At 54.3% G+C, this 24,863-nt stretch carries 25 protein-coding genes and 1 pseudogene; 15 read left to right on the top strand and 11 right to left on the bottom strand.

Annotated elements, in window-relative coordinates; all coding sequences use genetic code 11:
* Positions 1-185: 185 nt before the first annotated feature.
* From AC3WS9_RS10455 to AC3WS9_RS10445, 3 genes are read left to right on the top strand one after another with little or no spacing between them, the layout of a single operon-like run.
* Complete coding sequence (locus AC3WS9_RS10455) at positions 186-512, top strand: TehB family protein (RefSeq protein ID WP_282492939.1); 327 nt, start codon at positions 186-188, stop codon at positions 510-512.
* Between the two features lie 28 nt (positions 513-540).
* Complete coding sequence (locus AC3WS9_RS10450; RefSeq protein ID WP_492488163.1) at positions 541-894, top strand: TehB family protein; 354 nt, start codon at positions 541-543, stop codon at positions 892-894.
* Positions 895-898: 4 nt separating this feature from the next.
* Complete coding sequence (locus tag AC3WS9_RS10445) at positions 899-1,081, top strand: DUF1869 domain-containing protein (RefSeq protein WP_095282123.1); 183 nt, start codon at positions 899-901, stop codon at positions 1,079-1,081.
* Positions 1,082-1,198: 117 nt separating this feature from the next.
* On the opposite strand, the gene patD is transcribed toward AC3WS9_RS10445, so the two are convergent.
* From patD to ymcF, 7 genes are all read right to left on the bottom strand, one after another.
* Positions 1,199-2,623, bottom strand: a complete 1,425-nt coding sequence (patD, locus tag AC3WS9_RS10440; RefSeq protein ID WP_492488161.1) for an aminobutyraldehyde dehydrogenase — start codon at positions 2,621-2,623, stop codon at positions 1,199-1,201.
* A gap of 24 nt (positions 2,624-2,647) precedes the next feature.
* Positions 2,648-3,454, bottom strand: coding sequence for an ABC transporter permease (locus AC3WS9_RS10435; protein WP_285146422.1), 807 nt, complete (start codon positions 3,452-3,454; stop codon positions 2,648-2,650).
* Positions 3,444-4,388, bottom strand: coding sequence for an ABC transporter permease (locus tag AC3WS9_RS10430; protein ID WP_492488158.1), 945 nt, complete (start codon positions 4,386-4,388; stop codon positions 3,444-3,446). Before AC3WS9_RS10430 ends, AC3WS9_RS10435 begins: the two co-directional genes overlap by 11 nt.
* Before the next feature lies 1 nt (position 4,389).
* Entirely contained in the window at positions 4,390-5,403 is a 1,014-nt protein-coding gene (locus AC3WS9_RS10425) for an ABC transporter ATP-binding protein (RefSeq protein ID WP_282492933.1), read from the bottom strand.
* 17 nt (positions 5,404-5,420) lie between these two features.
* A complete protein-coding gene (gene ydcS, locus AC3WS9_RS10420) occupies positions 5,421-6,566 on the bottom strand; it encodes a putative ABC transporter substrate-binding protein YdcS (RefSeq protein WP_285154203.1) in 1,146 nt (381 codons plus the stop codon).
* A 293-nt stretch (positions 6,567-6,859) separates the two neighbouring features.
* A complete protein-coding gene (locus AC3WS9_RS10415) occupies positions 6,860-8,269 on the bottom strand; it encodes an aminotransferase-like domain-containing protein (protein WP_324722571.1) in 1,410 nt (469 codons plus the stop codon).
* 81 nt (positions 8,270-8,350) lie between these two features.
* Positions 8,351-8,542 (bottom strand): cold shock small protein YmcF, encoded by a 192-nt coding sequence (ymcF, locus tag AC3WS9_RS10410; protein ID WP_095282171.1) that lies wholly within the window; start codon positions 8,540-8,542, stop codon positions 8,351-8,353.
* A gap of 428 nt (positions 8,543-8,970) precedes the next feature.
* On the opposite strand from ymcF, the gene AC3WS9_RS10405 reads away from it, so the two are divergent.
* The 4 genes from AC3WS9_RS10405 (at position 8,971) to hslJ (ending at position 12,058) form a co-directional block, all read left to right on the top strand.
* Positions 8,971-10,377, top strand: a complete 1,407-nt coding sequence (locus tag AC3WS9_RS10405; protein ID WP_282492930.1) for a cytochrome ubiquinol oxidase subunit I — start codon at positions 8,971-8,973, stop codon at positions 10,375-10,377.
* Positions 10,377-11,387, top strand: coding sequence for a cytochrome d ubiquinol oxidase subunit II (cydB, locus tag AC3WS9_RS10400; RefSeq protein ID WP_285146415.1), 1,011 nt, complete (start codon positions 10,377-10,379; stop codon positions 11,385-11,387). Before AC3WS9_RS10405 ends, cydB begins: the two co-directional genes overlap by 1 nt.
* Positions 11,387-11,515 carry a DUF2474 domain-containing protein gene (locus tag AC3WS9_RS10395; RefSeq protein ID WP_492488154.1) on the top strand — a complete coding sequence of 43 codons (129 nt, stop codon included), beginning with the start codon at positions 11,387-11,389 and terminating at the stop codon, positions 11,513-11,515. The genes cydB and AC3WS9_RS10395 overlap by 1 nt, the downstream gene beginning before the upstream one ends.
* A gap of 129 nt (positions 11,516-11,644) precedes the next feature.
* Entirely contained in the window at positions 11,645-12,058 is a 414-nt protein-coding gene (gene hslJ, locus AC3WS9_RS10390) for a heat shock protein HslJ (protein WP_492488152.1), read from the top strand.
* Here hslJ and AC3WS9_RS10385 read toward each other — a convergent pair whose 3' ends face one another.
* A complete protein-coding gene (locus AC3WS9_RS10385; protein ID WP_492488150.1) occupies positions 12,059-12,325 on the bottom strand; it encodes a putative hemolysin in 267 nt (88 codons plus the stop codon).
* A 269-nt stretch (positions 12,326-12,594) separates the two neighbouring features.
* Between AC3WS9_RS10385 and nifJ the strand changes: the two genes are divergently transcribed.
* From nifJ to ttcA, 7 genes and pseudogenes are all read left to right on the top strand, one after another.
* Complete coding sequence (nifJ, locus tag AC3WS9_RS10380) at positions 12,595-16,119, top strand: pyruvate:ferredoxin (flavodoxin) oxidoreductase (RefSeq protein WP_492488148.1); 3,525 nt, start codon at positions 12,595-12,597, stop codon at positions 16,117-16,119.
* A 264-nt stretch (positions 16,120-16,383) separates the two neighbouring features.
* Positions 16,384-16,596 carry a KTSC domain-containing protein gene (locus tag AC3WS9_RS10375; RefSeq protein WP_282492924.1) on the top strand — a complete coding sequence of 71 codons (213 nt, stop codon included), beginning with the start codon at positions 16,384-16,386 and terminating at the stop codon, positions 16,594-16,596.
* A 36-nt stretch (positions 16,597-16,632) separates the two neighbouring features.
* On the top strand, positions 16,633-16,758 hold the full coding sequence (locus tag AC3WS9_RS10370) for a hypothetical protein (protein ID WP_492488145.1): 126 nt from the start codon (positions 16,633-16,635) through the stop codon (positions 16,756-16,758).
* A 451-nt stretch (positions 16,759-17,209) separates the two neighbouring features.
* Positions 17,210-18,022 carry a GGDEF domain-containing protein gene (locus AC3WS9_RS10365; RefSeq protein ID WP_492488143.1) on the top strand — a complete coding sequence of 271 codons (813 nt, stop codon included), beginning with the start codon at positions 17,210-17,212 and terminating at the stop codon, positions 18,020-18,022.
* A 15-nt stretch (positions 18,023-18,037) separates the two neighbouring features.
* Entirely contained in the window at positions 18,038-19,222 is a 1,185-nt protein-coding gene (locus AC3WS9_RS10360) for an HD domain-containing phosphohydrolase (RefSeq protein WP_492488141.1), read from the top strand.
* Positions 19,223-19,342: 120 nt separating this feature from the next.
* Positions 19,343-19,660: pseudogene (locus AC3WS9_RS10355) on the top strand (tyrosine-type recombinase/integrase); the annotation flags it as partial.
* 49 nt (positions 19,661-19,709) lie between these two features.
* The gene (gene ttcA, locus AC3WS9_RS10350) at positions 19,710-20,645 is read left to right on the top strand and encodes a tRNA 2-thiocytidine(32) synthetase TtcA (protein WP_492488139.1); all 936 of its coding nucleotides are present in this window, start codon (positions 19,710-19,712) and stop codon (positions 20,643-20,645) included.
* 46 nt (positions 20,646-20,691) lie between these two features.
* On the opposite strand, the gene dbpA is transcribed toward ttcA, so the two are convergent.
* From dbpA to zntB, 3 genes are all read right to left on the bottom strand, one after another.
* Positions 20,692-22,065 (bottom strand): ATP-dependent RNA helicase DbpA, encoded by a 1,374-nt coding sequence (gene dbpA, locus AC3WS9_RS10345; RefSeq protein WP_282492919.1) that lies wholly within the window; start codon positions 22,063-22,065, stop codon positions 20,692-20,694.
* A 58-nt stretch (positions 22,066-22,123) separates the two neighbouring features.
* Positions 22,124-22,258 carry a proline-rich small protein YnaL gene (gene ynaL / locus AC3WS9_RS10340; protein WP_492490320.1) on the bottom strand — a complete coding sequence of 45 codons (135 nt, stop codon included), beginning with the start codon at positions 22,256-22,258 and terminating at the stop codon, positions 22,124-22,126.
* Between the two features lie 292 nt (positions 22,259-22,550).
* The gene (zntB, locus tag AC3WS9_RS10335) at positions 22,551-23,534 is read right to left on the bottom strand and encodes a zinc transporter ZntB (RefSeq protein WP_282492918.1); all 984 of its coding nucleotides are present in this window, start codon (positions 23,532-23,534) and stop codon (positions 22,551-22,553) included.
* A 201-nt stretch (positions 23,535-23,735) separates the two neighbouring features.
* On the opposite strand from zntB, the gene AC3WS9_RS10330 reads away from it, so the two are divergent.
* On the top strand, positions 23,736-24,854 hold the full coding sequence (locus tag AC3WS9_RS10330; protein WP_492488136.1) for a GGDEF domain-containing protein: 1,119 nt from the start codon (positions 23,736-23,738) through the stop codon (positions 24,852-24,854).
* Positions 24,855-24,863: the final 9 nt, after the last annotated feature.

Here is a 24,863-nt window from a genome sequence, read left to right as displayed (position 1 = left end):
TTAATGTTACACATTAACCACCAAAATCATGTGGTTAATAACAATTGAGTATTTATCTCACGCTAACCCCCTGCCTTTTCTACCTCTTTTCCTACCCCTTTAAAGTTGCATTTTAAATGCACATTTTGCACAATTGTCCTGTCCGGAAAGTGGTGTAATAACAGCAGGCTTTAGAGGGAGTTACTATGTTACGCATACCGCCGAGTTGTATTCATACCCGTTCCACCCCGTTCTGGAACAAGGACACCGCCCCTGCTGGCATTTTCCAGCGCCATCTTGATCGTGGCACCCGACCGGGCGTTTATCCCCGTTTATCCGTAAGCCAGGGGGCGATTCGTTACTTAGGTTATGCCGACGAATTCACGCCTGAGCCTGACAGCGAACTCATTATCGAGGCCGGTCATTTCGGCGTTTTCCCACCTGAAAAATGGCACCACATCGAAGCGATGACCGACGATACGATTTTTAATGTCGACTTCTTTGTTGAACCCGAGGTTCTGAAATCTCTTTGAGCAAATAAACGCTTATAAGGAACTCACTATGCTACGTATTCCTGAAAACTTTGTTCACACTCGTGCGACCCCTTTCTGGAACAAAGATTCCGCGCCGAAGGCCCTGTTCACCCATCACAACACCAAAGCGGGCGTATACGGTCGCCTGTCGGTGATGCAGGGTGCGGTGAAATATTTTGGTTTCCCGGACGCTGACGCCAGCGAACCCGATATGGAAGTGGTGATTGAAGCCGGATCCTTTGGCATTTCGCCGCCGCAAAAATGGCACCGCATTGAGCTTCTGACCGACGATACCTGGTTCAGTATTGATTTCTTCGCCGATCCGCAGTCAAAACTTGAAGGCGCGGGCCTGGGTAAAGTCGTTAATACACATAAGGAGTAAGAAGATGGGCAAGGCAACGTATACCGTCACCGTCACCAACAACAGCAACGGCGTGTCGGTGGATTACGAGACACAGGCCCCGATGGAGCTGTTAATTCCCGATGTCGCGGCGGATGTCGTGAAGGATTTGGTGAATACCGTGCGCGCGTATGACACAGAAAATGAGCATGATGTGTGCGGGTGGTAGATGATTGCCGGGCGGCGGCTTTGCGTTGCCCGGCATAGAGTTTGGTACGGGATTTTGCCGGGTGGCGGCTTCGCCTTACCCGGCCTACGGAATTGATGCGTTTTTTGCCGGGCGGCACTAATGTTTAATCATGACATGCCGAACCACGGTGTAATCCTCCAACCCGTACACCGACATATCCTTCCCGTAACCGGATAATTTCATCCCACCGTGCGGCATTTCGCTCACCAGCATGAAATGGGTATTCACCCAGGTACAACCGTATTGCAACTGCGCGCTCATGCGATGCGCGCGACCCACGTCTTTGGTCCAGACCGATGACGCCAGTCCGTACTGCGAGTCGTTGGCCCAGGCCAGCACCTGCTCTTCGTCGTCAAATTCCGTCATGCTCACCACTGGGCCAAAGACTTCGCGCTGAACGATAGCGTCCTCCTGCTTCGCACCTGCCAACAGCGTAGGCTGGAAGTAATAGCCTGCCCCGTCCACTTTGCTGCCCCCGGTCACCACTTTCACATGACCGAGCGCTTTGGCGGCATCCACGGCCTGAGAGACGCGCGCCAGATGCGCCGCAGAGCTCAACGGCCCCAGCTCGGTGGACTCGTCGTCCGGTGCGCCGGTTTTCAGCGTCGCCACCGCTGCACCGAGTTTTTCGACCAGCGCATTGTAAATGCCTTTCTGGGCATAAATCCGGCAGGCCGCGGTACAGTCCTGTCCCGCATTGTAGAAACCAAAGGTGCGCACGCCTTCCACCACCGCGTCGAGATCCGCGTCGTCAAAAACGATAACAGGCGCTTTACCGCCCAGCTCCATATGGGTGCGTTTAATCGACGATGCCGTATGGCCGATGATGTGTTCCCCGGTGGCAATCGAGCCGGTCAGAGAGACCATGCGCACTTTTTCGTGTCCGGTCAGCGGGTCGCCGACGGTTTTGCCGCGTCCGAATAACACGTTTAGCACGCCTGCCGGGAAGATCTCTTTTGCCAGTTCACCCAGCTTCAGCGCCGTCAGCGGCGTGATTTCCGAGGGTTTGATCACCACGCAGTTCCCGGCGGCCAGTGCCGGGGCCAGCTTCCAGGCCGCCATCATCAGCGGATAGTTCCACGGCGCGATAGAGGCTACTACGCCAACCGGATCGCGGCGAATCATCGAGGTGTGACCGTCGAGGTACTCGCCCGCCGCCAGACCATTCAGTGTGCGAGCCGCACCGGCAAAGAAGCGGAACACGTCCACCACCGCCGGGATCTCATCGTTGATAACGCAGTGCAGCGGCTTACCGCAGTTTTGCGATTCGAGGCGCGCAAAAATTTCCGCATGTTCTTCGATGACATCTGCGAGTTTCAGTAAGCACTCGGAACGCGCTTTCGGCGTGGTGCGACCCCACCCGGAAAAAGCACGATCGGCGGATCGCACCGCCGCATCGACCTGCGCGGCAGAGGCTTCGGCGATCTCCAGCAGCACTTCGCCCGTGGCAGGGTTGTAAACCGGCTGTTTTTCCCCTTCGCCGGTGACCAGTTCACCATTAATCAGCAGTTGATTTTGCATAGCATTGTCCTGTTGAAATCAAAGTTATTTCCCGCTTTCGACCACGTTTTCGTTGTCGCGGGTTAGCCACCAGGCTCCCAGAATCGGAATGGTTGTCACCAGCATCACCAGCAGCGCGACCACGTTGGTGACGGGAACATCGCGCGGACGACCGAGCTGGTTGAGCAACCACAGCGGGAGCGTACGTTCATGCCCCGCCGTAAATGTCGTGACGATGATTTCATCGAACGACAGCGCAAACGCCAGCATGCCCCCCGCCAGTAAGGCGGAGCTTAGATTCGGCAACACCACGTAGCGGAAGGTTTGCCAGCCGTCAGCGCCCAGATCCATCGACGCTTCCACCAGGCTCCACGAGGTACGGCGGAAACGCGCGATGACGTTGTTAAACACCACCACCACACAGAAGGTCGCGTGACCGGTGACGATAGTGAAAAAACCCGGCTCCAGATTGATGGTTTTAAACGCCGTCAGCAGCGCCAGGCCGGTAATGATCCCCGGCAGCGCAATCGGCAGCAGAAGCAGCAGCGAGATGGCGTTTTTGCCAAAAAACTCGCTGCGCCACAGCGCCGCAGCCGCTAGCGTGCCCAGTACCAGCGCGATAGCAGTCGAGAGCGAGGCGATTTGAAGTGACAACGTCACTGAATCGATAATATCGCTGCGCGACGCCGCCACGCTAAACCACTTCAGCGTTAGCCCCTTCGGCGGGAAACTGAACGCCGCGTCCTCCGTATTAAAAGCATAGATGGCGATAATCAGGAGCGGGAAGTGCAGGAAGATCACCCCACCCCAGGCCGCCACTTTCAGGAACCAATGCGCGCGTTCAGAGTGCATCGAAGGCTCCCAGACGTTTCACGAACGCCAGATAGAGGGATATCAGAACAATGGGCACTAATGTGAACGCCGCCGCCATCGGCATGTTGCCGATCGCCCCCTGCTGGGCGTAGACCATGTTGCCGATGAAGTACCCCGGCGGGCCGACCAGCTGTGGCACGATGAAATCACCCAGCGTCAGCGAGAAGGTAAATATCGACCCGGCGGCAATACCGGGAATTGCCAGCGGAAGCACCACATAGCGGAAGGTCTGGCGCGGGCGCGCGCCGAGATCCGCCGAGGCCTGTAACAGCGATGGCGGCAGACGCTCAAGCGCGGCCTGTACCGGCAGGATCATAAACGGCAGCCAGATGTAGACGAAGACCAGGAAGCGCCCCAGCCCGGAGGTCGAGAGCGTATTACCGCCAATCGCAGGCAGCGTCAGGACCGACATCAGCACCGGCTCCAGCCCCATATAGCCGAGAAACCATTGTGCGACGCCATCTTTTGCCAGCAGCAGCGTCCAGGCGTAGGCCTTGACAATGTAGCTCGCCCACATCGGGAGCATCACCGCGATATAGAAAAAGGCTTTCCATTTGCCGCGGGTATATCGCGCCATATACCACGCCATTGGAAAGGCGAGAATGGCGCTGGCAAGGGAGACCGCGATCGCCATGAGTAACGTGCGCAGGATGATGTCGTAATTGGCAGGGTTAAAAAGTGCCAGAATGTTCGCGAAAGTCAGGTCCGGCGTCACCGACATGGTGAAGTCGTCGAAAGTGTAGAAACCTTGCCACAGCAGGGTCAACAGCGAACCGAGATAGACAATCCCGAACCACATCAGCGGGCCAAGCAGGAGCAGGAACAGCCCGAGCGAGGGTTTACGCCAGAGCAGCGTGGTGACCCGGCTGACCGGGCCTCGGGATGAGGGTGCAGGAGAAACGCTCATATCCATCTCACCTTTCCTCATGCAAGGGCACCATCGCCTCGCGCGACCAGGAGGCCAGCACCTGCTGCCCCGGAGCCACGTCCAGCGGAATATTCGCTCCGCTCAGATTGGCCTGACTGACCAGCAGCTTGGCGCCATCGGCGAGACGCAGCTCAAACCGCGTCGCCGCCCCCTGATATTGCACCGCCTGCACCACGCCCTGTACCTGAACATCTCCGCTCTCATTAAGGCGAATATGTTCCGGGCGGAGCGAATAGATCCCCTCCATGCCGCACACCTGCCGGGCAACGGCGGCATCAAAGACGTTCGAGGTGCCGACAAAGCTGGCAACAAAGGGCGTGCGCGGGCGCATGTAGAGTTCGCGCGGGGTGTCGACCTGCTCAATGCGTCCGTTGTTAAACACGGCCACGCGGTCGGACATCGACAGCGCTTCGCCCTGATCGTGGGTGACGAAAATGAAGGTGATCCCCAGCTCCTGCTGAAGTTTTTTCAGCTCGAACTGCATCTGCTCACGCAGTTTCAGATCCAGCGCCCCGAGGGGTTCATCAAGCAGCAAAACGCGCGGCTCATTGACCAGCGCGCGGGCAATAGCAACCCGCTGACGCTGGCCGCCGGAAAGCTGCGACGGTTTACGCTTTTCCGCGAAACCTAATCCCACCTTTTCCAGCGCATCGCGCGCCATCGACTGGCGTTTCTTTTTGTCGACCCCTTTGACCATTAGCCCGTAGGCGACGTTGTCGATAATCGACATATGCGGGAACAGGGCGTAATCCTGGAACACGGTGTTCACATCGCGCTCCCACGGCGGAAGCTCGCTCGCCTCTTTGCCGAAGATTGTGATCGCCCCGCCGCTCAATTGTTCAAACCCGGCAATCAGGCGCAGGCAGGTGGTTTTGCCGGAGCCCGAAGGCCCCAGCATGGAGAAAAATTCCCCGTCACGAATGCCAATGGTGACGCCATCCACCGCCCGCACGTCGCCGTACAGACGGGAGACGTCGTTAAATTCTACTGCGTACGTCATGATCTGCTCCCGGGCGATTAACGGCCACCCATGATGGCGATGTAATCCTGCGTCCAGCGGCTGTACGGAACATATTTGCCGCCTTCTGCAATCGGGGTTTTCCAGAACATGATTTTGTCGAACTCGTTGTAGCCGTTGGTTTCGCAGCCTTTTTCGCCGAGCAGCGTACTGGCTTTACAGCCTTCGGCCACCACCGGCAAAGAGCCAAACCACGCCGCCAGATCGCCCTGCAGTTTTGGCGTCAGCGACCAGTTCATCCACTTGTAAGCACACATCGGATGTTTGGCCTCGGCGTGCAGCATGGTGGTGTCCGCCCAGCCGGTCACGCCCTCTTTCGGGAAGACGGTGGCAATCGGCTGGTTTTCCCCTTTCAGGGCGTTAGCCTGATACGGCCAGGCGCTTGAAGCCACCACCCCTTCGTTTTTGAAGTCGCTCATCTGAACGGTGGTATCGTGCCAGTAGCGGTGAATAAGCGCGTGTTGATCGCGCAGCACTTTCAGTACGGCTGAGTATTGCGCTTCGGTGAGCTGATATGGGTCAGTAATGCCCAGTTGCGGCTGGGTGGCTTTGACGAACAGCGCCGCATCAGCGATATAGATCGGGCCATCATAGGCCTGCACGCGGCCTTTGTTGGTTTTGCCGTCCGGGAGATTTTGCTCTTTAAAGACCACGGCCCAGCTGTCCGGCGGCGTCGGGAAGGTTTTGGTGTTGTACATCAGCAGGTTCGGCCCCCACTGATACGGCGTGCCGTAGACTTTGCCCCCGACGTTAAACCATTCGCCTTTGACGATGCGCGAATCAATGGTTTTCCAGTTGGGGATCAGATCCGGGTTAATGGCCTGCACGCGTTTGCCCATGATCAAGCGCAAAGAGGCGTCGCCGGATGCGGTGACCAGGTCATAGCCGCCCTTCGCCATCAGGCTGACCATCTCGTCGGAGGTCGCCGCCGTTTTGACGTTCACCGCACAGCCGGTCTCTTTTTCGAACTGGGTGACCCAGTCATAATTTTTATCCGTCTGGCCGCGCTCGATGTATCCCGGCCAGGCGATGATATCCAGTCTTCCCTCGCCTTTGCCGATCTCTTTCGGCGGCTCTGCGGCTTGCACGGTCATGATCGTCATGCCGAGCGCGCACAGGCTGCTGCGGGCAAATTTTTTGCTCATTTGATTTACTCCTGTCGCAATGAAATTTGGCGGCAGCCATGCCGTAAAAATATCTCCCTTAATAAACGTAGACTGCGCAAATGCGCCGCACCCTGCGGGCTTTGGAAATTTCATCAGGTTGTGACAGAGGGCGCATTCCCTGTTAACTGGATTATAGACAAGGAGTTAGCGGCGAGCGGCGGTATGCAGATTTCCTATGACAGGCATCCGGGAATAAACCCAATGCCTGTCGCAGGATAAGGATTGTTTATTTATGCGGGAATATGACGCCTGTGAAAAATAAGCCTTTCGGCTTATTTCAGCATCGCGCTAATTAATTTTGCTAACTGAACGACGGCCTGTTCTTCCCGCTCGCCCCACGCCCACGACGTATTAAAGCGGAAGAATGGCGTCCAGGCATCGGAGGTAGAGAACATCTTGCCCGGCGCAATGCTGATATGGTGCGCCAGCGCCTGTTCGGAGAGCTTTCCGGCGTCTAACGGCGCAGGCAGCTCCAGCCACAAAAAGTAGCCGCTGTCGTTGTGGTGAATTTTGACTTCCGCGGGGAGATGGCGCATCAGGGATTGCCACGCCTGCTGTTTACGCTCGGCCAGCGTGCGGCGCAGGCGGCGAAGATGGGCGTCGTAACGTTTGGTGGCGAGATAATCCACCAGCGCGAGCTGCATCGGGGAGCTGGTCGAGAGCGTGCTCATCAGCTGTAGCTGTTGAATACGACGCGCATGTTTGCCTGCCGCCACCCAGCCGATGCGGAACCCGGCGACCAGACATTTCGAGAAAGACGAGCAGTGAAGCGTCATGTCCTGGCTGTCCCAGGCTTTGGCGGGCAGCGGTTTTTCGCGGCCAAAATAGAGCTCGCTGTACACGTCATCTTCGATCAGGGTGACGTTATGCTTCGTCAGCAGCGCCACCAGATGCGCTTTTTTCTCGGCGCTGAGGGTAAACCCGAGCGGATTTTGACTGTTGGTCATCAGCCAGCAGGCTTTCACCGGGTAGTCGTTCAGCGCCTGTTCCAGGGCATTCAGATCGATCCCTTCGCGCACGTCGGTGGCGATAGACAGCGCTTTGAGTTTCAGCCTTTCGAGCGCCTGCAGCGCACCGTAGAAACAGGGGTTTTCGACGATCACCCAGTCGCCCGGCTCGGTCACGGCCTGAAGGCTCAGGTTGAGCGCTTCGAGCGCCCCGGCGGTGATCACAATCTCTTCTGGGGAGATATTCATCCCCTGCTGCGCGTAGCGGCGGGCGATGGCGTGACGGAGATCGACGTTGCCGGGCGGCAGATTTTCAATGACGCTCATGGCGGTTGCCGTTTTGCTGACGTTGGCAAGAGATCGGTTGAGCTGCTGGAGCGGAAACAGTCTGGGGTCGGGAAAAGCGGAAGCAAAGGGTAAAACAGAGGGATCGCGGCTGGCCTGCAGGACATCAAAAATATAGGTGTTGATGTCGACCATTTCGTCGCGCATCACCTGCGCGGGTGGCGCAGGCTGCTGCTTAACCGGGCGCGGAGCAACGTAGTAACCCGATTGTGGGCGAGCAACGATTCGCCCCTGACTTTCCAGCGTTTGATATGCATGACCGACGGTCATGAAACTCATGCCGCTGCTGGCAACCTGCTCACGCAACGACGGTAGCTTATCTCCCGGCAACCACACGCCAAGTTCGATTTGCGAAATGATTTGCTGCGCCAGGCGCTGGTATTTTTTCATTCTTCTCTCCTTGCTTCACAACATAGTATATCAGCAGGAGAAAATTGGCAGTTTTAATGAACTGTTATGGTATGCGCGGTGTTATGACGGACGGTGACTGTACTGAGCTTGCTCCGGGAAAGAAGAGGCAGCCAGGTGGTCAAGGGTCATCATGGACGATTTGCAGAAAATGCACTTCGCACCGTGTGGATTTTTTTCGGACACATCAAAAATGGATGTGCGGTACTGTGAGCCATGACAGCATGGGCAACGAAAATGGATGTAAGAAATCATAGGATTCTCCAGTCAACGTAAAAACGTAAATAAGCTAATTGGGGCCATTCAAGGCGATAGTGGTCTGAGACAAAACTAATCAGAGTGTAAAGAGAAGACCCAAGAGGCTGCGGAGAGGCACAACGTGATGAGAAATGCTTTGAGACGACGTCAGATATTATTTGGCTTTCAAACCGAGCAAGCATTAACGCACGGCGGAGAGAACAACGCAAGCCCTTAAATGAAGAAAAGTGATAAAAAAGAAAACTTTTATAATCAGAACTTTTAACAAAATCATCAGTCATTTGTACTGGTTAACTCACTATATCAGATGAGTAAACCTCACCACTTTCGCAAACTGTTATACATAAATATCCCGTTTCTGCGTCTGCTCGTTCGAATTCGCGCCCTATACCATAACACCACACCGATTGACATTGAGGCTGTGCATGTTTGGTTTAGATGCTTTTCATCTGGCGAGGATACAGTTCGCATTTACCGTATCCTTCCACATTATTTTTCCGGCGATCACCATCGGTCTCGCCAGCTATCTGGCCGTGCTCGAAGGGCTTTGGCTGAAGACCAAAAACCCGGTCTGGCGCTCTCTGTACCATTTCTGGTCGAAAATCTTCGCCGTAAACTTTGGTATGGGCGTGGTCTCCGGGCTGGTGATGGCCTATCAGTTCGGCACCAACTGGAGCGGCTTTTCGCAGTTCGCCGGGAGTATTACCGGCCCGCTGCTGACCTACGAAGTGCTGACCGCCTTCTTCCTGGAGGCCGGTTTCCTCGGCGTAATGCTGTTTGGCTGGAATAAAGTCGGGCCGGGCCTGCACTTCTTTTCCACCTGTATGGTGGCGCTGGGCACCATTATTTCGACCTTCTGGATCCTGGCGTCGAACAGCTGGATGCAAACTCCGCAGGGCTATGAAATCGTCAACGGTGTAGTGGTGCCCGTCGACTGGTTCGCCGTGGTGTTTAACCCCTCCTTCCCCTATCGCCTGTTCCACATGTCCATTGCCGCCTTCCTGAGCAGCGCCCTGTTCGTCGGCGCCTCCGCGGCCTGGCATCTGCTGCGCGGGAATAACACCCCCGCCATCCGCCATATGTTTTCCATGGCGCTGTGGATGACGCTGATCGTGGCGCCAATCCAGGCGATGGTCGGCGATATGCACGGCCTGAATACCTTAAAACATCAGCCCGCCAAAATTGCCGCCATCGAAGGCCACTGGGAGAACCCGCCGGGTGAACCGACGCCATTGCTGCTGTTTGGCTGGCCGGATATGGAGCAAGAGCGTACCCGCTACGGGCTGGAGATCCCGGCGCTCGGCAGCCTGATCCTGACGCACAGCCTGGATAAACAAGTTCCGGCCCTGAAGGATTTCCCGAAAGAAGATCGTCCGAACTCGACGATTGTGTTCTGGTCCTTCCGCATCATGGCGGGCCTGGGAATGTTGATGCTGCTGTTAGGCGTGGCGGCGCTGTGGCTGCGCTATAAACAGCGCATGTATACCTCGCGCCCGTTCCTGTGGTTCGCCCTGCTGATGGGGCCGTCCGGGTTGATCGCCATTCTGGCCGGTTGGGTGACGACTGAGGTCGGACGTCAGCCGTGGGTGGTGTACGGCCTGCAACGCACGGCTGACGCGGTGTCCGCTCATGGCGATCTGCACATGAGCGTGAGTCTGCTGGCCTTTATTGTGGTGTACACCTCGGTGTTTGGCGTCGGCTACAGCTACATGGTGCGGCTCATCAAAAAAGGCCCGCAGGAACACGAATCCTTCCCGACGGAAAACGATGGCCGCCCTGCTCGCCCGCTTTCTGCCGCCAGCCCTGAGTTTGTAACTAAGGAGAAACCATAATGGGTATCGATCTTTCCATTATCTGGTTTGTGATCATCGTATTCGCCACGCTGATGTATATCGTGATGGACGGCTTCGATTTAGGCATCGGCATCCTGTTCCCGACCACCCGCGACGCGGACGATCGTGACGTGATGGTCAACAGCGTCGCTCCGGTCTGGGACGGAAACGAAACCTGGCTGGTGCTCGGCGGCGCAGCGCTGTTTGGCGCATTTCCGCTGGCCTACGCGGTGATCATCGACGCGTTAACCATCCCACTGACGTTGATGCTGATCGGCCTGATTTTCCGCGGCGTGGCCTTTGAATTCCGCTTTAAAGCCACACCAGCGCATCGGCCCTTCTGGGACAAAGCCTTTATCGGCGGCTCGATTCTGGCGACGTTCAGTCAGGGCGTGGTCGTTGGCGCGGTGATTAACGGATTTGAGGTGACAAACCGGGCCTACAGCGGCGGGCCGTTTGACTGGTTCACGCTCTTTAACCTGTTCTGCGGCGTCGGCCTGACGGTGGCGTATGCCCTGCTCGGCGCAACCTGGCTGGTGATGAAGAGCGAGAACCCGCTGCAGGCGAGAATGCGTCAGGTATCAAAACAGCTCCTGGTGGTGTTGCTGCTGGTAATCGCGGCCATCAGCCTCTGGACGCCGCTGGCGCACCCGGCTATCGCCGAACGCTGGTTTAGCCTGCCGAACCTCTTTTTCCTGCTGCCTGTCCCGGTGCTGGTGGTGGTGTTGAGCGGCTGGGCGTGGAAAAAGCTCAACGATACCGAGAGCCACAACGCGCCGTTCGTCCTGACGCTGGGGCTGATTTTTCTTGGATTCAGCGGGCTTGGGATCAGTATCTGGCCGTACATTATTCCGCCGTCGATCACGCTGTGGCAGGCCGCGGCACCGCCGCAAAGCCAGGGCTTTATGCTGGTCGGCGCCCTGCTGATCATCCCGATTATCCTAGTCTACACGTTCTGGAGTTACTACGTGTTTCGCGGAAAAGTTCAACATGGGGAGGGGTATCACTGATGCAACAACCGATCTGGAAACGCCTGATGTGGCTGAGTATTATTTGGGGTGGCAGCGTGCTGGCGCTGGCTGCTGTCGGGATGTTCTTCCGCATTCTGATGACCGCCGCAGGATTTAAATCGCATTAATTATTCCCACAGCCGGGCGGCGCGCCCTGCCCGGCCTTCTCGCACTTTCAGATAAACACCCATGACAATCCTCAGGGTATCGTTAAAATATCCAGATATATTCATTGTGTTTATAGTTTGAGAAGCAATATGAAAAAGCTCGTGGCGTTAAGCCTGTTTTCCCTGGCGCTGGCCGGGTGTGTGAATCCCGGTAAGGCTTCTGTGCAGGCAGGACAACTTGAAGGGCATCGTTTTGTGCTGGAAAGCGTGAACGGTGTGGCGATCAAACCCAGCGCCGTACCGCCAGAAATGAGCTTTGGCGAGAAAATGGCCGTCTCCGGCGTGATGTGTAACCGCTTCAGCGGCCAGGGGAAATTGTCTGAGGGCGAACTCAAGGTCAAAGGCATGGCGATGACGCGCAAACTCTGCACCGGGCCGCAGCTCAATGAGCTGGATGCGACGATCGGCGATATGCTGAGCAAAGGCGCGCAGGTAGACCTGACTGAGGATCAGCTCACGCTGGCCACAGCCGAAAAAACGCTGATGTTTAAACGCGCAGACTAATCAGTAAGCGCCGCAAGAGCCCACGGCAAGCGACTGTTCACTGCAGCGTTTGCCATTGGGTAATGCGCACATCCCGACAGCAGACCCATCAAGCTGACGGGCAACGGACAACGAACCGCCCACCATCGCACAGCTGGCCTCACCCGAACTGGACATCGTGGCTTTCATTCCCGGCGGAACATGTGCCGCGGTCGCCTGCTGAACCGGCTCATTGCTGCATGCAGACAACAGTAACGCCGCACACCCTACCCAAAACGCTGAACGCATTCTCTCTTCCCCATACATTTTGCGAAACCTAAGCATAATAGGCATCACACGCCGCCCCGTCGAGAGCGGAACTGCGTATTTATGCACCGCCGAAACAAAATCTTGCGATTTTTTTGCCAGAAAGTTGATCTACACATTGATGCCAGGAATACCGAGGACACAAAAGCGAAAATCGGAAAGCCCGACCTTTGCTAAAATAAGGATATATAACTACAGGACTCGTCGACGTTTCACGGGTCCCTCTTTTTTGCGCAATGTAAGGGTGTCACATGATCACTATTGACGGTAATGGCGCGGCCGCGTCCGTCGCGTTTCGCACCAGCGAAGTTATCGCCATCTACCCCATTACACCAAGTTCGACCATGGCGGAGCAGGCTGATGCCTGGGCGGGCAACGGGCTAAAAAACGTCTGGGGCGATGTCCCACGGGTTGTCGAGATGCAGTCGGAAGCCGGAGCCATCGGCGCGGTACACGGCGCGCTGCAAACCGGTGCCCTCTCGACGTCGTTTACCTCGTCGCAGGGTTTACTGCTGATGATCCCGACGCTCTACAAGCTGGCGGGACAATTAACGCCATTCGTGCTGCACGTCGCGGCGCGTACCGTCGCCACGCACGCGCTGTCTATTTTCGGCGATCACTCCGATGTGATGGCGGTCCGACAGACCGGTTGCGCCATGCTCTGCGCCAGCAACGTGCAGGAAGCCCAGGACTTCGCGCTGATCTCCCACATCGCGACCCTCAAAAGCCGCGTGCCGTTTATCCATTTCTTCGACGGTTTCCGCACGTCGCACGAAATCAATAAAATTGTTCCGCTGTCGGACAATACGATTCTGGACCTGATGCCGCAGGCGGAGATCGATGCTCACCGCGCCCGCGCGCTGAACCCGGAGCATCCGGTCATTCGCGGTACCTCCGCGAACCCGGACACCTATTTCCAGTCCCGTGAGGCCACCAACCCCTGGTACAACGCGGTTTACGATCACGTCGAGCAGGCGATGAGCGATTTCTCCGCCGCTACCGGACGCGACTATAAGCCGTTTGAATACTACGGCCACCCGCAGGCCGAGCGCGTGATTGTGCTGATGGGCTCTGCGATTGGTACCTGTGAAGAGGTCGTTGACGAGCTGCTATCCCACGGCGAAAAGGTCGGCGTGTTGAAAGTGCGTCTGTATCGTCCGTTCTCGGCAAAACATCTGCTTTCCGTTCTGCCGGAAAGCGTTCGTTCCGTTGCCGTGCTCGACCGCACCAAAGAGCCGGGCGCGCACGCCGAACCGCTGTATCTGGATGTGATGACGGCGCTTGCCGAAGCCTTTAACTGCGGCGAACGTGAAACGCTGCCGCGTGTGATTGGCGGCCGCTACGGCCTGTCGTCGAAAGAGTTCGGGCCGGACTGCGTGATGGCGGTGTTCAACGAGCTGAGCGAAGCCAAACCGAAACCCCGCTTTACGGTCGGTATCTACGACGATGTGACCAATCTCTCCCTGCTGCTGCCGGAAAACACGCTGCCTTCGACCTCTAAACTCGAAGCGCTGTTCTACGGTCTGGGCAGCGACGGCAGCGTCTCGGCCACCAAGAACAACATCAAAATTATCGGGAACTCCACGCCGTGGTATGCCCAGGGTTATTTCGTCTATGACTCCAAAAAAGCGGGCGGCCTGACCGTTTCGCATCTGCGCGTCAGCGAAAAACCGATTCGCTCGGCCTATCTGGTGTCGCAGGCAGATTTTGTCGGCTGCCACCAGCTGCAATTTATCGATAAATATCAGATGGCCGAACGCCTGAAACCGGGCGGAATTTTCCTGATTAACACGCCGTACCACGCCGACGAAGTCTGGTCCCGCCTGCCGCAGGAAGTGCAGGCGGTGCTGAACCAGAAACAGGCCCGTCTGTTTACCGTCAACGCGGCAAAAATCGCCCGCGAATGCGGACTGGCGGCGCGTATCAACACCGTCATGCAGATGGCCTTCTTCCACCTGACTAACATTCTGCCGGGCGACAGCGCGCTGGCGGAACTGCAGGGCGCGATTGCCAAAAGCTACAGCAGCAAAGGCCAGGATCTGGTCGAGCGGAACTGGCAGGCACTGGCCCTGGCGCGCGAATCGATTTCCGAAATCCCGCTTCAGCCGGTCAATGCCAGCAGCGCTAACCGTCCGCCTGTGGTCTCTGACGCTGCGCCTGATTTTGTTAAAACCGTTACCGCCGCGATGCTGGCCGGTCTTGGCGATGCACTGCCTGTCTCCGCTCTGCCGCCAGACGGCACCTGGCCGGTGGGCACCACCCGCTGGGAAAAACGTAACATCGCCGAAGAGATCCCGATCTGGAAGGAAGAGCTGTGTACGCAGTGCAACCATTGCGTCGCGGCCTGTCCGCACTCGGCCATTCGTGCCAAAGTGGTTTCTCCTGAGGATATGGAAAACGCCCCGGCCAGCCTGCACTCGCTGGATGTGAAATCCCGCGATATGCGTGGCCAAAAATACGTCCTGCAAGTCGCCCCGGAAGATTGCACCGGCTGCAATCTATGCGTCGAAGTGTGCCCGGCGAAAGATCGTCAGAACCCGGAAATCAAAGCCATCAATATGATGTCACGTCTGGAGCATGTCGAAGAGGAGAAAGTGAATTACGACTTCTTCCTCGACCTGCCGGAAATCGACCGCAGCAAGCTCGAGCGCATTGATATCCGCACTTCCCAGCTGATCACGCCGCTGTTCGAATACTCCGGCGCCTGCTCCGGCTGCGGCGAAACGCCATACATCAAGCTGCTCACCCAGTTGTACGGCGACCGTATGCTGATCGCCAATGCAACCGGCTGTTCCTCTATTTACGGTGGTAACCTGCCTTCGACGCCATACACCACGGATGCGAACGGTCGCGGCCCGGCGTGGGCGAACTCGCTGTTTGAAGATAACGCCGAGTTTGGGCTGGGGTTCCGTCTGACCGTCGACCAGCATCGCGCCCGCGTGATGCGTCTGCTGGAACAGTTCGCCGATAAGCTCCCGGCTGAATTGAATGAAGCCCTGCACAGCGACGCGACGCCAGAAGTACGCCGTGAGCAGGTGGCCGAGCTGCGCCAGCACCTTCAGGGTGTGGAAGGCACACAGCAGCTGTTAACGGACGCCGACGCGCTGGTCGAGAAGTCGATCTGGCTGATTGGCGGCGACGGCTGGGCGTACGACATTGGTTTCGGCGGTCTGGACCACGTCCTGAGCCTGACGGAGAACGTCAACATTCTGGTGCTCGATACGCAGTGTTATTCCAACACCGGCGGCCAGGCCTCGAAAGCGACTCCGCTGGGGGCTGTGACCAAGTTTGGCGAACACGGCAAACGCAAAGCGCGTAAAGACCTGGGCGTGAGCATGATGATGTACGGTCATGTGTATGTCGCACAGATTTCGCTTGGCGCACAGCTGAACCAGACCGTGAAAGCGATTCAGGAGGCGGAAGCTTATCCGGGTCCGTCGCTGATCATCGCCTACAGCCCTTGCGAAGAGCACGGCTACGATCTGGCGTTGAGCCACGATCAGATGCGCCAGCTCACCGCAACCGGCTTCTGGCCGCTGTATCGCTTCGACCCGCGTCGTGCCGATGAAGGGAAACTGCCGCTGGCGCTGGACTCCCGTCCGCCGTCGGATGCGCTGGCAGAAACCCTGATGCAGGAACAACGTTTCCGTCGCCTCAATGCTCAGCAGCCAGAAGTGGCCGAGCAGCTGTGGAAAGACGCGGCGGCGGATCTGCAAAAACGCTATGACTTCCTGGCGCAGATGGCTGGGAAAGGCGAGAAATCGACCAGCGAGTGATAAAAAAAAGCCCGGGGCATCAGCTCCGGGCATATCCTGTCAATTTTGGATGATAGCTAAATCAATTCATTAACGGATTAAGAATCTTAAAGGCATATAACAGCGCTAATTCTACCCTTCCCCGCTGCCGTTGAATAATTTTTATTTCATATGATTCAATGAATTGCATTCATCACGATTATTTTAAAAAACGAACGAGTTGCGCCCCTGCGACGCGTGATAGATGATAAATCTCCTGTTTCAAGCTGTAAGGGACAAATTATCATGGTCCATCATCCCGTCAGATCGTCACGCATCGCCTCCATTGGCTATGATGAGCGCAGCGCAACGCTGGAAATCCGCTTTCTCGACCGCCGGACGCTGCAGTATCAGCAGGTGCCGGTGCGCATCTATAATGATTTTTTGCAGGTGGTGTCAAAAGGTCGCTTTTATGATGGGGTCGTAAAGGGGAAGTTTAAGGAAATCCCGATATACTGAAATCTATCGCCCAACCCGCATTCAAGGATAGTCGCCGTGTTTACCCGTTTGTCGATGGCTGCACTCGCTTTTTTAACCTGCTTGTGGATGGCGTTAATTTTTGATTTTGGCAATGTCATGCATCATCTCAGTGAATTTCTGCTGGCACTGGAAGCGGATTAACAGGCATCGTATTTCTGAACGACTCTCAAACTCTCACGGGTGCTCTATAACCCGCTGCCTTTTTGCCCAGAGAGTGCGACGTTAAAACGGTTTTTGCGAAATACCCACTTCATACGATTTATATTAACATCCACTTAAAATCGTACACATCATGGTTTAATTCGAAACTGAAACCTGGAAGTGTGAATGTTTAATTTCATTTCCGATTGTCATTTACCTTTTCTTAAATCGGTTTATATCGACACTATTTTTATGCTCCACATACTAATAAAGGGGTATTTTTGGCGTTAATTAATCAATAATCATAACCCTCATCATAATTAACGACCGAAACAATTAGAATTGTCAATTGAATTACTATCAATCATTTTTTAATATATACCCCGCCAATTTACTTTGAAATATAATTCTATTTACTCTGAAACCTTAGCCCGCTTGCACGGAAAACTAAATGATAATTGCGCCAAAGATTTCGCATGATATTGATTGCGTAACAATTGCTTACTATGACTGGTTATTCTCAATTTTTGCAAAACCATTTAATGACGAAAGTGATCAACATTATGTCAGTAAAAAAAATGAACATTTTCAAACACTCTTATACGCAACAAAAAGGTGCCCGACTGAAGGGCTGGAAATCATAAAAGATTTGATTGCCATTAACGACCGGTTATCTGAACTTAGCGAAGAAATTAACAGCAAAAAGACTTTTTTAGTTTTTAAGCTCGAATTTCTGAAATTTAGAGGAAAGTTAAACGATCTTAAAAATCTTTTTTATGAGAACAGAGCGCAAATAGATCCTCTGACTAAACTCAATTTGAGAGATAGCCTTAACTATCTTGATATTGAAACAAAACTGCAACCACAATCAAAACCATCAAACTTCTATGTTTTATTTATCGATTTGGATGATTTTAAATCGATTAATGATACCTATGGACATGATGCCGGAGACAAAGTACTCAAGGATGTGGCCAGAATTCTTAACGATACATTAAGAGATACGGACAGATTGTTAAGATATGGGGGAGAAGAATTCTTAGCCATTCTAGAAGCGCACAATGTAGCTGAAGCAAAAGACATTGCTCAGAGAATATTAAAAAATATAGAAGAAAACGTGGCCATCGAGGATAGAAAAATCACGGCAACAATTGGTATTTCTTCTAAATCAAATAAAGAAAGTATTTATGAGTCAATTACAAGAGCGGACAATGCCATGTACTTCGGTAAAAAAAACGGGAAAAACACCTTTATTTATCTATGAACATAGGGATCAGTTATGAATCTTTATTTACAAGACTTTTTAAATCTAACAGAACGGGTCATTAACCAGATAAACCCTGACCTTGCAATGCACCATGTTAGGGTGGCTTACATAGCTCTCCAACTCGCGGAAAAAACGGGATTGAGTAAAAAGGAATGTGCAGCAATTTATACTGCAGCCTGGCTGCATGATGTCGGCGTGGCTGTGTCGAAGGATAGAAATATTATTTTCCCGACCCCCGTTAACGAAAATAAAGATCATGAAAAAAAAGGAGCCTTATTACTTAAGAATATTGAAATATTTAAATCAATAGCCCCTATCGTTGAAAATCACCATCTAAGTGATCAAGAATATAACCACTATGGTATAAAAAACCAGATCGTTCACGTTGCCGACAGAATGGAGTTAATACTTCGGAGATTTTCAGGGCGCATTTCCGTGCATGCCGATACCATTTGCGATCTTCTTCTGGCAGAGCATAGCTATATCGGTCCAAAAATTGAACATGCCATTGACCAGTTGAGAAATTGTGATTACTTCTGGTACACGTTAGATTCAAGAAATCATTTAATCACTGTATCAAAAAATTCACCGGCAAAAAATACACTGATCCCTCCTTCAGATTTTTTGGAAGCGACCTCCCTAATAGGTTATGTGATCGATACATTTTCTGGGTTTACACATATGCATAGCCATAGCGTAGGAGATATATCTAACCTGATTGCTGTCAATCTAGGATTCTCATCTAATGAGGCTACATTGGTACACTCTGCTGGGTTTCTCCATGATGTCGGGAAACTATGTGTCCCTTCGAATTTGCTTGAAAAGAAAGGCCCATTATCGAACTCAGAGTATATGCTTGTTAAGCAACATAGTTTTAGCACCATGGAGATGTTTGAAAACTCACCCTCTCTAAAAAAAATTGGCATATGGGCTTCACAGCATCATGAACGTTTAGATGGCAGTGGCTATCCATACGGACTAACACAGGACGAACTCGAGTTCGAATCTAAAATAATCATGGTCGCGGATATCTTCACAGCAATGATTGAGCCGAGACCTTACAAAAAGTCGAAGAAACCTTTAGAGGCTATAGGAGAACTTAAAACTATTGCTAAGCAGGGAAAGATCTCATCAGCAATCGTCGCTGTCTTAGAAAAAAACTTGCATGCAGCGTCGCAATTGATAAAAGATTTTTAATTCATTCAGTTATTTTCTCAGGGCAGTGAGTCCTTACGTATGGTTCCAGGTATCATGTTTTAGTTTTATTATACTGTTCGAGTAAGCCTTGATGTCATTTTCAGGATTCAGTAATCCATGAGGCCTGAGCAACAGAACTTGCATTTCGTTGTTATGCCCCGAGTCAGGAATGGAGCCCAGAAACCGCACTACTCGCTGGGCAGTATTGGAGCTCGTTGGGACTCTGCTGTAAAACGTGCTGGCATTCGTCGCCGCAATCCGTACCATACACGGCACACTTTCGCATGCTGGTTGTTATCTGCAGGCGCTAACCCGTCTTTTATTGCCAATCAGATGGGGCACGAAAATGCGCAGATGGTGTATGAAATCTATGCTACATGGATAGAAGAAATGAATAGCGAACAGGTGGCGATGCTGAATACGAAGCTTGCGCTTTGAAATGGTTTTGTCCCACTGGTGCCCCATTTGATAGTTGAGTAACGAATAAATGCAACAAAATCAAGAAATTAACAAGAAAGAACAATACAACCTGAACAAACTGCAAAAGCGTCTGCGCCGCAACGTGGGTGAAGCCATTGCAAACTTCAACATGATTGAAGAAGGCGACCGCATCATGGTTTGCCTGTCAGGTGGTAAAGACAGTTACACGATGCTGGAGATCCTGCGCAATCTGCAGCAAAGCGCACCGGTAAACTTTTCGCTGGTGGCGGTCAACCTTGACCAGAAACAGCCGGGCTTCCCGGAGCACATTCTGCCGGAATACCTGGAGCAACAGGGCGTCGAATATAAGATTGTCGAAGAAAACACCTACGGCATCGTGAAAGACAAAATCCCTGAAGGCAAAACCACCTGCTCTCTCTGCTCACGCCTGCGTCGCGGTATTCTGTATCGCACAGCGACCGAACTGGGTGCGACCAAAATTGCCCTCGGCCATCACCGCGACGACATTCTGCAGACCCTGTTCCTGAATATGTTCTACGGCGGCAAAATGAAAGGCATGCCACCGAAGCTGATGAGCGACGACGGGAAACACATCGTTATTCGTCCGCTGGCCTACTGCCGTGAGAAAGACATTGAACGCTTTGCCGAGGCGCGCGAATACCCGATTATCCCTTGCAACCTGTGCGGCTCCCAGCCGAACCTGCAGCGTCAGGTGATTGGCGATATGCTGCGCGACTGGGATAAACGCTACCCTGGCCGCATTGAAACTATGTTCAGCGCCATGCAAAACGTGGTGCCTTCACACCTGTGCGACACCGAACTGTTCGATTTCAAAGGCATTAAGCACGGTTCAGAAGTGATTGATGGCGGCGATCTGGCGTTCGATCGCGAAGAGATCCCGATGCAGCCAGCGGGCTGGCAGCCGGAAGAAGATGATTCTCAGCTGGCTGAAATGCGACTGAACGTCTTAGAAGTGAAGTAAAAATCTGGCGTCTCAGATATTGCATCTGAGACGCTTTTTTAATGGCTTATTTCAGCAAACGAACCTTACAGGTTTTGCCTTTAATCTTCCCGCCCTGCAGCTGTTTCCACGCTTTGTTCGCCACTTTCTGACGTACCGCCACGTAGACATGCGCCGGATGCACCGCGATTTTACCGATATCCGCCCCATCCAGACCGATATCACCGGTCAGCGCGCCTAACACATCGCCCGGACGCATTTTGGCTTTCTTGCCGCCGTCGATGCACAGGGTCGCCATTTCAGCGGCCAGAGGGGCAATCGCGATGCTGCCCAGAGCAGGCATCCAGTTCAGTTTCAGTTGCAGCATTTCAGAGAGAATATTCGCGCGCTGCGCCTCTTCCGGAGCACACAGGCTGATCGCCAGCCCGCTGTTACCCGCACGCGCCGTACGGCCGATGCGGTGAACGTGCACTTCCGGATCCCACGCCAGCTCGTAGTTCACGACCAGCTCCAGAGATTTAATATCTAGCCCGCGGGCTGCCACGTCCGTTGCCACCAGCACACGTGCGCTGCCGTTAGCGAAACGGACCAGCGTCTGATCGCGGTCGCGCTGCTCCAGATCGCCATGCAGCGCCAGGGCGCTCTGCCCCGCCTCTTCCAGCGCGTCACACACCGCCTGACAATCTACCTTGGTATTACAGAAGACGACGCAGGACGCTGGCTGATGTTTGCTCAACAGTTTTTGCAACAGCGGGATTTTGCCGTTGCGCGAGGTTTCGTAGAACTGCTGTTCGATGGACGGCAGCGCGTCCACGGTATCAATTTCAATGGTGACCGGATTGTTCTGCACCCGACCGCTGATCGCGGCAATGGCTTCCGGCCAGGTGGCGGAGAACAGCAGCGTCTGGCGGGACGGAGGCGCAAAGCGGATCACTTCATTAATGGCGTCGGTGAATCCCATATCCAGCATGCGGTCCGCTTCATCCATCACCAGCGTTTGCAGGGCATCCAGCGAAACGGTGCCTTTTTGCAGGTGATCGAGCAGACGGCCAGGGGTAGCAACAATGATGTGCGGCGGATGCTGCAGCGAGTCGCGCTGCGCGCCAAACGGCTGGCCGCCGCAGAGGGTCAGAATTTTGGTGTTCGGCAGGAAACGGGCCAGACGACGCAGCTCTCCTGCCACCTGGTCCGCCAGCTCGCGCGTCGGGCAGAGCACCAGCGACTGGGTCTGGAACAGGCCCGCGTCGATCTGCTGAAGCAGACCGAGGCCGAATGCGGCCGTTTTTCCACTGCCGGTTTTGGCCTGCACGCGAACGTCTTTTCCTTCCAGGATCGCCGGAAGCGCGGCAGCTTGTACAGGGGTCATCGCGAGGTATCCCAACTCGTTAAGGTTATCGAGTTGGGCGGCAGGCAGAACGTTCAGCGTAGAAAAAGCGGTCACAATGTATTCTCAAGGTAAAAAATCACAGTCAGTTGGCGCGTATCCTCGCAGATCTGCGCTACCGATGCGACAATTTAATCGGTTCTTCATCCGGCGGCGGGTCCGGCATGGGCTGCGGGCGCGGGATGGGATCGGGGACTGGCACCGGATCGATGGGTATCGAGTCAGGCAGCGTCATATGCATGTGAAGCATTGAAAGCAGGAAGCTCATGTTTCCCTCCAGTTTATCGGGGTGACCCTTTTAGGGTAGACGCTGAGGTTCTGGAGGCAAAAAAAAGCCGACTAATTTAGTCGGCGTCGTACGAATCAATTGTGCTATGCAGTAATTCAAAAAAGGAAGTAAGACAATATGGAGCGCAACGCCCATCGCTTGACGTTGCATTCACCTGCGGGAGTAATACTGCACCGAACGGGGTAGCCGTTTATTGACTTCGCTCAAACAAAATTGCCTTTTGAAGCCGGAACGCCGCGGAAAAAGTGTAAATTTACAGCCATTTACTACGATGCAACCACCACGCAACACCGCCAATCAAAACAACTAACATGATGCAAAAAGCGGAAAAGCCGAACCGATAACCCCCGCCGGGTATCCCGCCGAGATTCACCCCGAAAAGGCCCGTCAGAAAGGTGCTGGGCAAAAAGACCATCGCCATTAACGACATGGTGTAAGTTCTGCGCGACAGCGACTCCTGCATCACCGTCGCAATTTCATCGGTCATCACCGCCGTGCGGGCAATACAGGAGTCGATCTCATCCAGCCCGCGTCCGAGACGGTCGGCGATATCCTGCATGCGACGTCGATGGTCATCGTTCATCCACGGCAGACGCTCGCTGGCGAGGCGGGCATAAACATCGCGCTGCGGGGTCATATAGCGGCGCATCACGATTAACTGTTTGCGCAGCAGCGCGAGAAAACCGCGCGGCGGAATTTGCTGATCGAGCAGGTTATCTTCGAGGTCGATAATTTTATCGTGCAGCTCTTCGATGAATTCACTTGCATGATCGGTCAGCGCATCGCAGGTATCTACCAGCCAGGCGCCGCAACCCTCCGGCCCGGTCCCCTCTTTCAGATCGTTGACCACATCGTCCAGCGCCAGCACTTTGCGCTGCCGGGTGGAGACAATCAGACGCTCATCCATATACAGACGCATGGCGACCAGCTGATCCGGCCGCTCGTCGGTGCTGCCGTTGATGCAGCGCAGTGTGATTAATGTCCCTTCCCCGAGACGGCTGACGCGCGGACGCAGGCTTTCTCCCGCCAGCGCATCCCGCACGCTGTTTGGCAGCAAGGGCGTTGTCGCCAGCCACTGCGCGCTGTCCGGATGGGTATAGTTCAGATGCAGCCAGCAGGGGTGCTCGCTGTCGATGACATCGCTATCTTCCAGTGGTCGCGCCCCACCTTTGCCGTCCAGCAGCCACGCAAATACTGCATCCGGAACGTTCACGTCCGATCCCTTAATGCCTTCCACAGCGCCTCCACCTTTTCGTCATGATCATCGTCAGTCTAGCCTTCCCGCAAGGTTATTCAACATCTAACGCCAGCATAGCGCTGAATTCGTTCATGAATTAGCCCTTTTCCTACTCTAATCACTGGACAGCAAGATGCAAAACAGTAGAGTTACGCAAATGCTGCCAATTTGTTTTCAAATGTATCTTTGATGAGTGTGACGATGAAAAAGCCCTGTGCGGCCTTCGATGTTCGTCTCGCAGAAATGCGGACCATCGCCATTAAAACCAGCGTGACCTGGTTCCTTTGGGTGAACATGATGTTCTCCTCCTTCATCCTCGGACGTAACTATTTCTCTACGTCCCACTCGGAAGTGCTGTTCCATCACCCCGCGGCGCTGCTCGAAACCATGATGGTTATCGACCTGACGCTCTCCGCCGCCGTGTTATTCATCATGCGCATGGCCCCGCTGCAAAATGCGCAGTGGCTGGGCGGTTTAGCCAAGTGGACGGTGATAGGCCTCAGCCTGTGCTGGGCGGGCTGTTTCTTTGTGCTGATTGTCAGCAACGATGTGCGGATTATCTTCCCCTCCGCCGCTTTACTGCTTTTTACCGCTCTGATTTCGCTCTACTTTGACCCGAAAGTGTTGCTGAGTTTTATCCTGCCCATCTGGCTAACCATCCTCATCACCTCACTTTTTTACCGCGATGGCCTGACGGTGATGAACGGTTTGCAGTGGATATTTCTGGCGGGATTGATTGAATCTGGCAGGCGCATTCTCAACCGCTGGTTCATGCTGGCCCTGCGCCGCGAGCAGGAAAACGCCGACCTGATACAGCAGCTGGGCCTGCTGGCGAACCACGATCCGCTCACCGGGATTGCGAATCGCCGCGCCTTTGAAGCGCAGATGGATCAGGCCATTCTTCGCCATCAGCAGGATGGAAACAGCTTTGGGCTAGTCATGCTCGATGTCGATCACTTTAAGCTTTATAACGACTATTACGGCCATCAGAAAGGCGATCTGTGTCTGACGGCGATTGCCAGGGCGCTGGAATCGGCTGCGCTGACGTCCAGCGGAATTGTCGGTCGTTTTGGTGGGGAGGAGTTTGTACTGCTGTTGCCCGACGCAGATGCGAAGGCCCTGGAAACCGCCGCGCAGAACATCGCTGCCATACTTCAGGCGCAGAATATTCCTCACGCCGCCTCGCTGGTGAGCGACCGGGTGACGGTGAGTCAGGGGCTGGCGCTCTGGCAGCCCGGCGTGACGGCACGAGACCTGATTGCCGGAGCCGACAAAGCGCTGTATCAGGCGAAGCAGGAAGGACGAAACCGCTATAAATAAGAAAGCCTG

It is taken from the genome of Lelliottia sp. EB106-05-01-XG201 (assembly GCF_058791735.1).
Note: the sequence above shows the minus strand (reverse complement) of the source record. Positions and strands in the feature narration are given on the sequence as shown.

Coding starts and splice junctions, on each gene's coding strand:
- AC3WS9_RS10455 (WP_282492939.1), top strand. CDS start 186: ATGTTACGCATACCGCCGAGTTGTATTCATACCCGTTCCACCCCGTTC.
- AC3WS9_RS10450 (WP_492488163.1), top strand. CDS start 541: ATGCTACGTATTCCTGAAAACTTTGTTCACACTCGTGCGACCCCTTTC.
- AC3WS9_RS10445 (WP_095282123.1), top strand. CDS start 899: ATGGGCAAGGCAACGTATACCGTCACCGTCACCAACAACAGCAACGGC.
- patD (WP_492488161.1), bottom strand. CDS start 2,623: ATGCAAAATCAACTGCTGATTAATGGTGAACTGGTCACCGGCGAAGGG.
- AC3WS9_RS10435 (WP_285146422.1), bottom strand. CDS start 3,454: ATGCACTCTGAACGCGCGCATTGGTTCCTGAAAGTGGCGGCCTGGGGT.
- AC3WS9_RS10430 (WP_492488158.1), bottom strand. CDS start 4,388: ATGGATATGAGCGTTTCTCCTGCACCCTCATCCCGAGGCCCGGTCAGC.
- AC3WS9_RS10425 (WP_282492933.1), bottom strand. CDS start 5,403: ATGACGTACGCAGTAGAATTTAACGACGTCTCCCGTCTGTACGGCGAC.
- ydcS (WP_285154203.1), bottom strand. CDS start 6,566: ATGAGCAAAAAATTTGCCCGCAGCAGCCTGTGCGCGCTCGGCATGACG.
- AC3WS9_RS10415 (WP_324722571.1), bottom strand. CDS start 8,269: ATGAAAAAATACCAGCGCCTGGCGCAGCAAATCATTTCGCAAATCGAA.
- ymcF (WP_095282171.1), bottom strand. CDS start 8,542: ATGATTTCTTACATCCATTTTCGTTGCCCATGCTGTCATGGCTCACAG.
- AC3WS9_RS10405 (WP_282492930.1), top strand. CDS start 8,971: ATGTTTGGTTTAGATGCTTTTCATCTGGCGAGGATACAGTTCGCATTT.
- cydB (WP_285146415.1), top strand. CDS start 10,377: ATGGGTATCGATCTTTCCATTATCTGGTTTGTGATCATCGTATTCGCC.
- AC3WS9_RS10395 (WP_492488154.1), top strand. CDS start 11,387: ATGCAACAACCGATCTGGAAACGCCTGATGTGGCTGAGTATTATTTGG.
- hslJ (WP_492488152.1), top strand. CDS start 11,645: ATGAAAAAGCTCGTGGCGTTAAGCCTGTTTTCCCTGGCGCTGGCCGGG.
- AC3WS9_RS10385 (WP_492488150.1), bottom strand. CDS start 12,325: ATGCGTTCAGCGTTTTGGGTAGGGTGTGCGGCGTTACTGTTGTCTGCA.
- nifJ (WP_492488148.1), top strand. CDS start 12,595: ATGATCACTATTGACGGTAATGGCGCGGCCGCGTCCGTCGCGTTTCGC.
- AC3WS9_RS10375 (WP_282492924.1), top strand. CDS start 16,384: ATGGTCCATCATCCCGTCAGATCGTCACGCATCGCCTCCATTGGCTAT.
- AC3WS9_RS10365 (WP_492488143.1), top strand. CDS start 17,210: ATGATAATTGCGCCAAAGATTTCGCATGATATTGATTGCGTAACAATT.
- AC3WS9_RS10360 (WP_492488141.1), top strand. CDS start 18,038: ATGAATCTTTATTTACAAGACTTTTTAAATCTAACAGAACGGGTCATT.
- ttcA (WP_492488139.1), top strand. CDS start 19,710: ATGCAACAAAATCAAGAAATTAACAAGAAAGAACAATACAACCTGAAC.
- ynaL (WP_492490320.1), bottom strand. CDS start 22,258: ATGCTTCACATGCATATGACGCTGCCTGACTCGATACCCATCGATCCG.
- AC3WS9_RS10330 (WP_492488136.1), top strand. CDS start 23,736: ATGAAAAAGCCCTGTGCGGCCTTCGATGTTCGTCTCGCAGAAATGCGG.